The organism is Methanosarcina sp. WH1 (assembly GCF_000970005.1).
GTDB lineage: Archaea > Halobacteriota > Methanosarcinia > Methanosarcinales > Methanosarcinaceae > Methanosarcina.
Genome location: NZ_CP009504.1, coordinates 1797444 through 1810154 on the forward strand (window position 1 = coordinate 1797444; position 12711 = coordinate 1810154).

Genomic DNA, 12711 nt, shown 5'->3' on the forward strand with positions numbered 1-12711 from the left:
AAGTTAGATGCAAATACTATTGTATGAAATACTATTGTATGCATTGTTTGAACGTTTAGTTAGTATGTGGGGGGCTATGTCAGGCAAATAACAGATTATCTGATATTGCCGGGAAGTTTTGAAGGTATGTGGCCTGAAAGGGCACGGTGAGATTACAGGTATAATATGAAAATATAATTAGGAACTATTTAAAAATATCATATAATTACGAACAGAACAGCAAATTCAGACCTCAGGATTCATTTTTTCCCGTTCAAACTTTTAGTTTTTCATCCAGCCCGGGCACAAGTTTGTTGAAATATCTCGTTACCACGCAGGACTCCATGCATTTTCCACACCTTATACAGGTTTCACTTACATGAGGTTTTCCTTCTTTAATTGAAATCGCCCCTACAGGACAGGCTTTTTCACATATACCGCACCCCGTACAGCGGGAAAGCCTGACAAACTGTTTTGCAGCCTCTTTAAAAAGGCAGACAGCTTTTTCCTTTGTTTCCGAGCTTACGAGCAGGTTTCCATTAGAGAAAAATTTCACAGTTCCGGTTCCGGTTTTGACCAGCAGCATGCCCAGTTCTTCTGCATAAACAGTTTTCCCAAGCACATTGATAAAATCTGCAGCTTCTTTTTCCCTGATGCCCTTAACTCCTGCCTCTACAGAAAAGCCTCCTGCTTTGCAGGGGGAAATTCCTCCCACCACCTCAATTTCAAAGGCTTCAGCTTTTTCCTCCGCAAGGACAGAGATTCCAAGCTCCTCTGCCAGCCTTAGCATTTTCGGAGGCAACTCCTTCCAGCGCCAGAACCCATGTTCGACGAACTTTTCCGAAAGCCCGTGCTTTTTTGCCCATTCAAGCAGGAAGGCGTTCCACCTGGTGTGCATCTCAGGATGCAGCTCTTTTACCCTGGCATACTCGGCAGCAAGGGCAGATGGGCAGAGCCAGCACCCAACCCTCTCAAAACCCTGATCGTAAAGGGGGTTGTAGGAAAGCCCCCTCCAGTAGATATAGAGCCAGACATCAAGCGCACGCCAATCTCTGATTGGGAAAATATTGAGCTGCGCAGGGACGAAGGGGTTTGTCTCACTCGCCGCAATTCTTGCCCTGGAAAAGGATTCATGCTTCCGCTTGCCGTCTATTGTCAGGTAGGCAACTGCGTTTGCAGCTTCCTTTCCTGAAAGGGAACAGGTTCCTTTTTCTGTTTCCAGGTCTCCTGCCGAAGCCAGTTTGCAGACTTTGCAGCACCAGCGGAAGTCCTTTGCGGGAGGCCCGAACTTTTCTACCTGCTCCCAGAAAGAGGAGCCTGCACTCATTTCTTCAAGCGGGACTTTCATTTCGCGGCATAAATCCCGTGCAAACTCCACAGTTTCAGGGAATTCGATTCCTGTGTTCAGGAAAAAAGCCTTAAACTCCCTTTGCTTGAGAGCAGACTTTGCCAGGTCCATCACCACAAGACTGTCTTTTCCCCCGCTGAATGAAACATACACAGGCAGGTTCCTATACTCGTTTCTGGAAATAATCCCGCGGATGGTGTTGATGGCATTTTTCCCCAGGACCTGCAGGTGTTTTTTGTTAGCTTCTATGCAGACACTTAAATCCGGAGTCTTGGGGTGCAGGAATGCTTCGCTGCTGTCAACCTTTCTGACCCTGAGAACTTTTGTTTCGGTCTCAGATGGGGAGTTGGTTTCGTACTCGGGTAGGGCTCTGACTTTAGATGGGGCTCTGACTTCAGGTTGAACGCCGGTCCCGGATAGAGCTTTGGGCTTTGCTAGGTTCTCCTGGGCTGCAAAATCTGCACCGTCAATGTAAGAAACTCCATATCCGCTAAGGTTTCCCGCGGTCAAAAGGACAAAATCCCCTGCTTTAATGTTTGCAGCAAAAGACTCTATAAGCCCTGACGCCACGTTTTTTCCATTAAGGTGCCTGTTTGTTTTCTTAAGTTCGACGTTTCTGCCTTCAGCAGACTTGAGGAGAATTTTTGCTCCCTGAAGGGAAGGCTCAAAGCTATAGTCCATTTTTGAAAGTTCGAAACGGAGTACTCCGAAAATAAATCCGTCTATGAGAACCTCGTCAGTTTTGTCTTCTCCGGGTATTTTGTTCAGGAGAATAAGTCGGTCTCCCAGAGGATCGCAACCGAAGGTTGAAATTAGCTGCTTTTCAATGACTTCGCGCTCATAAGGGGAGCAAAACCTTACGTCGGCAGGCTGGGAAAGATGGAGTATCTCACCCTTACTGCCGCAGATCCCGCACTCTTCCCCTATGAGAGGCAGGTTGCATTTTCTGCACCAGAAAATGTAGTCATCTTCATATTCAAAACGAGGAGAGCGAGGAGAAGATTTTTTTTTTGAAAAAACCAGGTCCAGATGCTTTTCAGAGCCAGAGCTCTTTCTGGCAGAGGATTGTTCTTTAAAATCACGGGACCTGTTTTCTGCCCTCTTTTCGCGGGTTTGAGGTCTTTTCCTGCCTGAACTTGAACTGTTTCTTTGTTGTTTTTGTGAGCTTGAAGTCTGGTATTTATCTTTTTTCTGCTGCATGGAAGCCCTGACCGGTGGTTCGAAGAAATGGTTAAGTATCTTATCGTTCAGTTTTCAGTAAGGATGCGTTTATCGATATATCAATATTTTGAGGGAAAGGGAAGGTACAATAAAAGAAAACCTGATAATATCTTCAAAAACCATAAAGGTATAACTTAATTTTTAAATATTTCTACAATCATATATTAAAACTGTTATTTTTATTAAGAATAGGAAGTAAGGATATATTAAACTTACTGAGAATGCATTAAAGTTTCCCTGGAAGGCATTAAAGCTTTCCTCAAAAGATAAGCTTGTTATTCAAACGTGATACCGTATGAAGTATGATGTTGTTGTGGTAGGAGCAGGTCCAGTGGGCTCTACTGCTGCCCGTTATGCAGCCCTGAATGGGGCAAAGGTTCTCCTGCTCGAAGAGCACTCCTCAATAGGTTCTCCTGTCGGCTGTACAGGGCTGCTGAGCACAAGAGCAGTTGCAGAGTGCGAACTCAGGCCTTCGGACGAATTTGTGTTTAACTCTGTGCGTGGGGCTTTTGTGCATGCTCCTGATGGGCAGTGCCTGCCAATTGATGGAAAGCAGACAAAGGCGTATGTTGTCTCCCGGAAAAACTTTGATCGTACCCTTGCGGTAATGGCTGTGGAAGAAGGCGTTGAACTCTTCCTGAAAACAAGGGCGATAGGATTTGAAAAAGAGAGCTCTGAAGCCGGGGCCGGGACAGAAAAAAATAGGAAAAAAAAGGGCTCACCTGTAAAGCTCAAAATACTTAGAAACGGAAAGCCCGAAACCATATTCACCTCCGTAGTTATCGGGGCAGATGGGGTAAAAAGCCAGATAGCCAGTTATGCAGGTCTTGGAAAACCTGCACGCATACTCCCCGGCATTCAGATCGAAGCTCCCTACACCTCGGATGACAGCGATTTTGTTGAACTGTTCCCAGGCTCTTCAGCCCCCGGTTTCTTTGCCTGGACCGTTCCCCTTGATGAAAAGGTGTCAAGAATCGGGCTTGCAGTTGAGCCAGGGCTTGCCTGCAAAAGCGGTATTGGAGATAAATCTCCGCTTTTTTATCTCAAAAAATTCCTTTACTCAAACCCCCACATAAAAGCAAAGTATTCAGGGGGCATGCTTGATTTTGTGGTTGGGGGAATTCCAATCGGCCCCCCGGAAAAAACATTTTCTGACGGTATCCTGCTCGCAGGGGATGCAGCAGGGCAGGCTAAACCTACATCAGGGGGAGGAGTCTATACAGGAGCTTTTGCAGCAAAAATCGCAGGAAAAATTGCAGCTGAAGCTGCCCTTGAAGGAAATACCTCTGCACTCAGGCTTTCCGAATACGACCGGCTCTGGCGAAAAGGCCTGGCAAAAGAACTCGAAATAGGCATGAGAATCCATGATTACATGGGAAAGCTGGAAAATAATCAATTGAACGAATTCATAGGCTCGTTAAACACCCCTTCCATCCTGAATACAATCACGGAGTATGGAGATATGGATCACCCATCTGTCCTTATGAGGAAACTTATGTTTTCAGGAAACTCCCTGAGGCTCATGAAAGCTTTCGGGACATTTGTAAAGACGCTTTTTTAAAGGTATCAGCTTTTGAGACCAGCTTTTGAGATATGAAGTGGGAAGTGGTTTTAGATGTAAGATAAGTAAGTCTCAGGATAAGTAAATCTCAGGATAAGTAAGTCTCAGGATAAGTAAGTCTCAGGATAAGTAAGTCTCAGGATAAGTAAGTCTCAGGATAAGTAAGTCTCAGGATAAGTAAGTCTCAGGATAAGTAAGTGTTTTTTAGTTATTATTTTCCTGACCACTGTGAGGACTATAAATTTCGGAAACATTATATTAAAGGGGATACATGTGAGTTCTGATTATAAACTTCTTGATGATGTAAAACAGCATTTATGCACCTGTTCTGCAGGTCTCAAGCTCACCTCTGACATGGAAGCGTTCCTGAAAATGCCCATGCGAGAGCTCTACGTTTCCCTGCCGATCCACATGGATGACGGGTCCATAAAGGTTTTTAAAGGCTTCAGGGTTCAGTACAACGAAGCTCTGGGACCTACTAAAGGAGGTATCCGTTTTCATCCTGAGGAAACGATGGAAACAATTAGAGCTCTTGCAGCCCTGATGACCTGGAAATGCGCTCTCCATAAACTGCCTCTGGGTGGAGCAAAAGGAGGAATTGTCTGCTCTCCAAAAGAGCTCTCACATAGGGAGCTGGAACGCCTGAGCAGAGCATACATTCGTGGGATTTACCAGATCATAGGCCCTGATAGGGATATACCTGCTCCTGACATGTATACAAATCCGCAAATTATGGCCTGGATGATGGACGAGTACTCGAAACTGGCAGGAAAAAACGTCTTTGGCGCTATTACAGGCAAACCCACAAGTCTCGGGGGTTCTGCAGGCAGGTTCGATGCAACAGCTAAAGGCGGCCTGTATACTATACGGGAAGCTGCAAAAGAACACGGAATGGACCTTAAAGCCTCGAAGGTCGCTGTCCAGGGATTCGGGAACGTTGGATACCATGCTGCTTTCCTTGCAAAGAAACTCTTCGGCTGCAAAGTCGTGGCTGTAAGCGACAGTAAAGGGGCTATCTACTCAGAAAGTGGGCTTGACCCTGAAGATGTTTCCGGATACAAGCACTCCACAGGTTCCTTACTGGACTATCCGGGAGCAAAAAATATCACCAACAAAGAATTGCTGGAACTCAAGGTAGATATCTTTATCCCGGCTGCCCTTGAAAACGTAATAACTGAAGAGAATGCAGAAAGGGTTAGACCAAAAATTCTTGCCGAAATGGCTAACGGACCCACGACCAGAGAAGCAGAAGAGATCCTTCGTTCAAACGGAGTCCATATAATTCCCGATATCCTTTGCAATGGAGGTGGGGTCATTGTTTCGTACTTTGAAATGGTACAGAATGAGTCCGGCATACAATGGGATGAAGGGGAAATTGAGAGTCGTCTGGAGAAAAAAATGAAAGAAGCATATCATTCAGTGCACGACTTTGCGGCAAAGAACAAGACTGGCATGCGACAGGCTGCCTATACGCTTGCTGTTGGCAGGGTTGTCGAAGCCATGCAGCTCAGAGGCTGGATCTGATACCCGAAAAAAAGGTATGAAGAAGTAAAAACAAAGGAAAAAATTAACGTTAAGGAAGTAACGAATACAGGTAGTTAAACAGGTAAGTGATTAGAATGTACAGATGCAGCAACTGCGGATACCTTTACAACCCGGACCTCGGTGATTCTTCACAATCCATAGCTCCGAACACGCAGTTTGAAGAGCTACCAAAATCCTGGAAATGCCCCAGATGTGGAGCTTCCAGGGAAAAGGTTAAAAAAGTGTGAAGGAGGTTAAAAAATGTGATTATGTGTGACTATGAAAATGTGAACTTTACTTGTCAGCCGTTTCCAGTTCATTCAGCAGGTTTCTTTCGAAGTTCAGGATTTTCCTGATTACTATCTTTTTGGAGCCGAGTGTAAGTTCCTCGTTTTCAGGATATTTTTCTTTTATATACTCATAAAGTTCCATAACACTCATATCGTCAAGTTTCCTTTTGAGCTGGTTAAAGTCTTCCATGAAATATACCCTCTATCACAAATCGCGAAATTATATTTATGTTTTCATGTAGCAGTAAGCGCATTCCCATACGTATTCCGGAGATCAGTTGCGGATGCCTGCCAGTATCACATACCTTTAATGACAGGCTTTTAATATATATTCATGTCCAGCTACAAAGTTGTGAATAATATCACGCCACATCTCCACTTGTTTTATTTTTTAGCACAATTTCCAAAAATTAACTTTGGGAGTGCGGAAGCACAGCGGGAAGTCCCCTTCCTCGAAGGCATCAGCCGGCAGGTGGGGGATGAAAGCGCAGCCTCGCAGTTAAGCAAATGTAAAGTTTCTTTATATTTAGTAACCTTTTCTAACTATGAAGATGTATTTAAGGATATAGTTACATATATATTGATAATTATGCAATTAGCGAAGAAAATACGAATCTATCCTACTGAAGAACAGGTTAATGTTCTTTGGGAGTTATCAGGTAAATGTCGGGTAGTGTATAACTTCGCTCTTGCAGACCGAAAGGATGCTTATAATAAGGAAAAACGTTCTGTAAAATATACAGAACAACAAAATAAGCTTCCTGACTTCAAAATACGTAATCCTGAGTACAATATTGTTTATTCTAAAACACTTCAAGGAATCTTGAAAAAACTTGATAGTAGCTACCATTCATTTTTTACCCATATTAAAAATGGTGACAAGAAAGCAAGACCTTCTAATTTCAAAGGTAGAAATTATCTAATGACAATTCCATATAACCAGAGTGGTTTCAAAATTGAAGATGGTATCATCGCATTTTCACATAAAGTAAATAATGTGCCTTTATCCTTTGAAATAGGTAACTTAGCTGAAGATCTCAATGTAAAACAGGTTGAAATAGTTAATGATAATCCCTATAAAGCAAGAGGTAAATTTTTTCTATGTATTGTTTATGATGTAGAGATTGAAGATACTTATTTTGATAAGGGGATTTATCAGGCTATTGATCTGGGCATTACAAAAATAGTTGCTGCTATCAACACCGAAGGTAAATTCTTTGAGGTAAAAACCCCTAGACTGGATAATTACTAGAATCAAAAAATTGATGCAGCTAAATCCAGAAGGGATCATTGCATTGGTGTTTAAAAAGGTTCTGTAAAAAGCAGGAGATTTTTGAGAATAGCCAGAGCAGTTACAAAAATGAGTAAAAAGAAAGCAAATCAAGTTAAGGATTTCCAGCACAAACTATCTAAAACAATGGTTGAGAATACCAGAGCTAATACTATAATTGTTGGGGATTTAGATGTAAAACAAATGGCTCAACCTAAAGTTAAAGATGGTAAAAAACAAAAAAAGACCAAACAAAAGAAAGGTCAAAATCGTTCTACTCAGGGTTTAGGAAATTTAAGCAGATTTGTTCAATTCTTGACCTATAAAGCAGAAATTATAGGTAAACGTATAATAAGAATTGATGAAAAAAACACGTCTAAGAAGTGTTGTTATTGTGGAAAAAAACATGATATGCTTACCTGGGAACGTGTTATGTTATGTGATTGTGGTAACAACATAGATAGAGATAGAAATTCTGCTATCAATATCATGATGTGGTAACAACATAGATAGAGATAAAAATTCTGCTATCAATATCATGATACGTTACCTATTGCAAAATGCCTTGTGGACAGGCTATCAACAATTTGTTGATAATCTTCGACAGTACAGGCTTCCCGATGGAATTGAGGTTCATACCGAAGCTAAATGACGGAAGTACTCGAAGGAAACCCCTTCCTCGCCATCAGGCAGGGAGGGGTAGTTCACTAAGTCAATAACTTTATTATACATGTGACTGCGGAATAGGATTTTCATAAAAACGAATTCAGGAAACCCAAATTTTTTGGCAAGAAAACTCAAAATCCGGAAAAAAAGCTAAGAAAAAGAGGAGCAGGCAGTTAAAGGTGGGGACGATAGCATAGACATTGATGACAGAAAAAATGAGGCAGAAGAAAACTGGATGGAAGAATTCCTTTTAAACAGCCCCAACCCTGTCCTTAGAATCGAAAAAGAAGGATTAATTCTCTATGCTAATAAAGCAGGAAAGTTATTGCTTGAAGCATGGGGAAGCGGAATTGGAGAAAAAGTCCCCGTAAATATCTGGCAAACTGTGCAGAAAGCGACCCTTAAGAATAAGCCAGAATACCTGGAACTTGAAGCAGGCGAAAAAACATATTCAGTTACCTTCATACCTTCTGCTGACGGCAAATATACTATTCTCCAGGCATCACTCCAGGCATCAGATGCCACTTTTTCTGAACAGGCCAAAAAACTATCTTCCTTAAAAATACCTTTAGTAGATAGGCATCAAGAAGCCCTTTCCCATATTGCCGAACAGGCTCTCAAAACCCCGGACATCCGGACCCTGCTGGACGAATCCTTAACTTTGATTGCTTCTACGCTTGACGTAGAATATTGTAAAATTTTGAAACTTTTGCCTGATGGAAACTTTTTGTTTGAAACAGGAATCGGATGGGATATCGAAGATATAGGCAAGGTTATTAAAAGAGACACGGCTTCGACTGCCGAGTACACAGTGCTTTCAAAAAAACCTCTCCAGATAGAAAAATTAAGCAGAAGGGGCTCAATTGATGAAATGGGGTTCAAAGGATATCAGGAAATTAAGAGTGGAATAAGTGTCCTGATCGGAAGTGTTGAAAAGCCCTATGGAGTGCTGACAATTCACAACACAAAGAAAAAGAAATTTACAAAAGAAGATACTTCTTTTTTGAATGGTGTTGCGTCTCTGATCTCGTTAGCCATTGAACGATATGAAGTAGAGAGTACCCTCCGCGAAAAGATACATTTTCTTGAAACTTTGCTTGATACTATTCCGGCTCCCGTGTATTATAAAGACAAAGAAGGGGTCTACCGCGGTTGCAATGAACTCTTTGCGAGGATGATTCTTGGGAGCTCAAAGGAATCAGTAACAAGATGCTCTGTTAATGAACTTTCCGAATCTATTCCACCCAAACTAGGGGACATTTTCAAAAGAGTGGACCGGCACCTGCTCCAGAGAGGAGGAAGCCAGGTTTATGAGTCCAGAGTCATGTGCTCTGACGGGATAATCCGACAGTTCCTTTTCAACAAAGCCGTATACAGGAACCTTAATGGGACTGTGGAAGGGCTTGTAGGAACAATGCTTGATATAACCGGGCTCAAACGTACCGAAGAGAACCTGTTAAAGAGTGAAGAAAGATATCGGCTGGCTACCGAACAGACCGGGCAGCTGATATACGAATTTGACCTGCAAAACGGACATGTTGAGTGGGCAGGAGCAGTCACGGAACTTACGGGCTACAGCTACAACGAGATACAGGATTTTACTTACTATGATTGGCTTGATCACATTCACCCCGAAGAGCGCAGAAGAGTGCAGCAGGAATTTAAGAAGTGCTGGAACACAGGGGAAAAATTCAATGAAGAATTCAGGTTCCGGCGGAAAGATGGAAGCTATTTTTTCGTAGAAAACAAAGGCGTCTATCTGAGGGATGAAGAAGGCTGTGTATGCAAAGCCCTTGGGGTGATGAAAGATATTACAGAAATCAAACTTTCCTCGGAAAAACTGAAAGAAAGTGAAGAGCTCTACCGTTCATTCTTACAGAATTTTAAAGGGATCGCATTTAAGGTAGACAGGGATTTTACCCCTCTCTTTCTGGAAGGGGCTGTTGAGGAAATAACCGGGTACACCAAAGAAGACTTCCTCTCCGGCAGAATAAATTTGACTGATATCATTTATCCGGAAGACAGGCAATTATTCTATATAACCCGGAAAAAAATGAGATTTTCCCCTAATTCCATTATGGAATATGATTACAGGCTAAGTCGAAAAGATGGAGCTGTAAGGTGGGTTCATGAGTTAATCCACAACATCTGTACCATCTCTGGAGATACCGAATTTGTCCAGGGTTATACTTATGATATTACTCAGAAGAAAAAAGCCGAGGAAACCCTTGCAAAAGCTGAAGCTATCAGTATGAGGGAAATTCATCACCGGATCAAGAATAACCTTCAGGTAGTTTCGTCCCTGCTCAGCCTTCAGGCTGATAAGTTCAAAGATAAAGATGTCATTGAAGCCTTCAGAGAAAGCGAAAACCGCGTCATTTCCATGTCCATAATCCATGAGGAGCTTCATAAATCAGAAGATACGACAAGCATAGATTTTGCAGCCTATCTCAGGAAACTGACTTCTGATCTTCTTTACTCTTACAGGGTAGGAAAAGAGAATGTCCGACTTTTCCTTGATATAGGTCATATATTCCTCGGAATCGACACGGCAGTTCCCCTCGGAATAATAATTAATGAACTTTTCTCAAATTCTCTGAAATATGCATTTTCTAAAGGTGCCGAGGGAGAAATAAGAATTTCACTTTGCAGAAAATCTGAGACTCTGGGATCCGGGAGTGCAGTCGATAGAGGCACCGCTATAACAGACTCAGGGATGTACCCCGGATTTACACTGGTTTATTCGGATAATGGAGGACGTTTTCCTGAAAATATCGATTTTAAAAACCCCGAAACCCTTGGTTTGCAACTTGTGAATGCTTTGGTCGACCAGATAGATGGGACAATTGAACTTGAGAAAGGAGAAAAAACAAAATTTACTATCAGGTTCGAGGATAAGAGGCTTCTGAGGAGGAGTTGAAAAAGGCTGATTAAAATGAGGGCACATCAAAAAGATGATTGCCTTTTTAATCTCTTTTTTATGGGAAAGACATTATACGGATCTGTATTGTATCGAAACAAAGCACACACTTATTTCTATATCGAAATCATTTGAAACTGGATAAATTAAATCCAGTTATAAAATACAGAATAAGTACGAAAATAGAAAGATTAATTCATTCAGGTGAGGATAGGCGAATTGTGAATGTTTATAGGAATTGATGTAGGGGGCACCACCACGGATGCGGTGCTTATCCGAAACGGAAATGTATACAGTACGACCAAGGTTTCAACTGAGCGAGGGAATCTTCTTAAGTCTCTGCTCAATGCCCTTGATGAGGTCAGCAGAGGAGTTCCTCCGGAACAACTCGAAAGGGTGGTTTTCAGTACAACCGTAATAACAAATCTTATTGCAGAGGGTAAAACTGATCGTGTGGCTCTGCTGCTCATTCCGGGCCCGGGCGTTAACCCTGAAAGTTATGTTTTTCCAGACAGTTTCTACCTTAAAGGAGCTATGGATTTCAGGGGAAGGGAGATCCAGCCCCTCGATGAAGCTGAGGTTCGGGAAACGGTGAGCCATATTAAGGAGCAAGGTTTTTCCAGAGCTGCCGTAGTAAGCAAATTCGGACAGAGGAACCCTTCCCACGAACTCAGGATAGAAGAAATCCTCAGGGAAATGTATCCGGACTGCAAAGTAGATCTCGGGCATAAGGTTTCGGGAAAACTGAATTTCCCGAGAAGAATCGCAACCTCTATGCTGGCCTCTGCAACAGGGGAACGTTATCAGGAGTTCGTCGCAGAGATCAAAAAAGCCCTTGGAGAAAGGAACATCAGGGCTCCCGTATACATCCTTAAAGCCGACGGGGGGACTCTGCCGATTGAAAAATCCGTAGCTTTCCCTGTGGAAACTATTTTTTCGGGGCCTGCAGCAAGCACGATAGGAGCTCTCGCCCTTACCCCTGAGGGACAAACATCTGTTGTAGTGGACATAGGTGGAACCACTACCGACCTCGCTCTTATCCTTTCCGGAAAGCCGCTTATTGCCTCCAAAGGTGCAAAACTTGAAAACTTCCTTACCCATGTCCGGGCTTTTGCCGTCCGCTCTATGGCGGTAGGAGGAGACAGCATTGTAAGGGTTAGGGAAACCGACGATGGGGTCAGGCTGGTAACCATAGGCCCAGAAAGGGCAGGTCCTGCTTACTGCATGGGTGGGGAAGAACCAACCCCTACGGATGCCCTGAGAGTGCTCGGGCTTGTCGAGGTTGGGGATCTCGAACGTGCAAAAGAGGCAGTTGCATCCGTAGCCTCCAGTCTCGGGAGATCCGAAACAGAAATCGCTTCCCTTATAGTGGACACAACTGCAGGGATTATTGAAAAAGCTGTCAGGGAAATGTTTCTTGAATGGGAACAGGAACCTGCTTACAGGATATGGGAAGTCCTGCAGAGGAAAAAAGAAAAGCCTGAAAATGTGGTCGGAATTGGGGGTGGAGCAAGAGGCCTGATTTCAGTAGTCGCAAAAAAACTGAACGCCAAACCAATTATTCCCGAATATTCGGAAGTAGGAAATGCCATAGGGGCAGCTGTTGCAAGGCCTACTCTTACCCTTAACCTGCGTATCGATACTCAGCAGAAGGTTTATTCGGTAGCTGAGGAAGGAGAGATTGTAAGCCTTAACTCAACGGATATCGGGAATTTCAATAAGATGCGCCCAGAGGAAGCCGAAGCTCTTGCAACAAAACTCCTCAGGGAACGCGCAAAAAGGTTTGGGATTTCCGAGTATGCAGACGAAGCCGAGATTACTAACAGTGAGGTCTTTAACGTGGTTATGGGCTGGTCTACGGTAGGAAGGCTTTTTGATGTGAGTATGCAGATCCCGGCAGGCCTGATTCCCGAATGGAAGAGGAGGGAATAA

At 43.2% G+C, this 12711-nt stretch carries 9 protein-coding genes; 7 read left to right on the forward strand and 2 right to left on the reverse strand.

The genetic code is table 11. From position 1 onward, the window contains the following. Positions 1 to 253: 253 nt before the first annotated feature. Positions 254 to 2527: a phosphoadenosine phosphosulfate reductase family protein gene (locus tag MSWH1_RS07935; RefSeq protein WP_048127569.1), complete on the reverse strand. Its 2274-nt coding sequence runs from the start codon at positions 2525 to 2527 to the stop codon at positions 254 to 256. A gap of 316 nt (positions 2528 to 2843) precedes the next feature. Between MSWH1_RS07935 and MSWH1_RS07940 the strand changes: the two genes are divergently transcribed. The 3 genes from MSWH1_RS07940 to MSWH1_RS07950 all read left to right on the forward strand — a co-directional run bounded on the left by MSWH1_RS07940 (position 2844) and on the right by MSWH1_RS07950 (position 5881). After that, a complete protein-coding gene (locus MSWH1_RS07940) occupies positions 2844 to 4109 on the forward strand; it encodes an NAD(P)/FAD-dependent oxidoreductase (protein ID WP_048127571.1) in 1266 nt (421 codons plus the stop codon). Between the two features lie 273 nt (positions 4110 to 4382). Beyond that, positions 4383 to 5633, forward strand: coding sequence for a Glu/Leu/Phe/Val dehydrogenase (locus MSWH1_RS19620; RefSeq protein ID WP_231591936.1), 1251 nt, complete (start codon positions 4383 to 4385; stop codon positions 5631 to 5633). A 95-nt stretch (positions 5634 to 5728) separates the two neighbouring features. Further along, entirely contained in the window at positions 5729 to 5881 is a 153-nt protein-coding gene (locus MSWH1_RS07950) for a rubredoxin (RefSeq protein WP_048127573.1), read from the forward strand. Between the two features lie 46 nt (positions 5882 to 5927). Here the strand turns inward: MSWH1_RS07950 and MSWH1_RS07955 are convergent, their stop codons facing one another. Then, positions 5928 to 6113 carry a hypothetical protein gene (locus tag MSWH1_RS07955; protein WP_048127575.1) on the reverse strand — a complete coding sequence of 62 codons (186 nt, stop codon included), beginning with the start codon at positions 6111 to 6113 and terminating at the stop codon, positions 5928 to 5930. 144 nt (positions 6114 to 6257) lie between these two features. On the opposite strand from MSWH1_RS07955, the gene MSWH1_RS17485 reads away from it, so the two are divergent. From MSWH1_RS17485 to MSWH1_RS07970, 4 genes are all read left to right on the forward strand, one after another. Then, a complete protein-coding gene (locus MSWH1_RS17485) occupies positions 6258 to 7175 on the forward strand; it encodes a helix-turn-helix domain-containing protein (RefSeq protein ID WP_052723144.1) in 918 nt (305 codons plus the stop codon). Between the two features lie 81 nt (positions 7176 to 7256). Next, complete coding sequence (locus tag MSWH1_RS17490; RefSeq protein WP_052722684.1) at positions 7257 to 7694, forward strand: RNA-guided endonuclease TnpB family protein; 438 nt, start codon at positions 7257 to 7259, stop codon at positions 7692 to 7694. Between the two features lie 400 nt (positions 7695 to 8094). Next, positions 8095 to 10779, forward strand: a complete 2685-nt coding sequence (locus MSWH1_RS07965) for a PAS domain S-box protein (RefSeq protein WP_048127576.1) — start codon at positions 8095 to 8097, stop codon at positions 10777 to 10779. A gap of 225 nt (positions 10780 to 11004) precedes the next feature. Then, positions 11005 to 12711 carry a hydantoinase/oxoprolinase family protein gene (locus MSWH1_RS07970; RefSeq protein ID WP_048127578.1) on the forward strand — a complete coding sequence of 569 codons (1707 nt, stop codon included), beginning with the start codon at positions 11005 to 11007 and terminating at the stop codon, positions 12709 to 12711.

Excerpts from the sequence above, each read along its gene's own strand:
- MSWH1_RS17485 (WP_052723144.1), top strand. The coding sequence starts at position 6,258 with ATGTCCAGCTACAAAGTTGTGAATAATATCACGCCACATCTCCACTTG.
- MSWH1_RS07950 (WP_048127573.1), top strand. The coding sequence starts at position 5,729 with ATGTACAGATGCAGCAACTGCGGATACCTTTACAACCCGGACCTCGGT.
- MSWH1_RS07965 (WP_048127576.1), top strand. The coding sequence starts at position 8,095 with ATGGAAGAATTCCTTTTAAACAGCCCCAACCCTGTCCTTAGAATCGAA.
- MSWH1_RS07940 (WP_048127571.1), top strand. The coding sequence starts at position 2,844 with ATGAAGTATGATGTTGTTGTGGTAGGAGCAGGTCCAGTGGGCTCTACT.
- MSWH1_RS07955 (WP_048127575.1), bottom strand. The coding sequence starts at position 6,113 with ATGGAAGACTTTAACCAGCTCAAAAGGAAACTTGACGATATGAGTGTT.
- MSWH1_RS07935 (WP_048127569.1), bottom strand. The coding sequence starts at position 2,527 with ATGCAGCAGAAAAAAGATAAATACCAGACTTCAAGCTCACAAAAACAA.
- MSWH1_RS07970 (WP_048127578.1), top strand. The coding sequence starts at position 11,005 with ATGTTTATAGGAATTGATGTAGGGGGCACCACCACGGATGCGGTGCTT.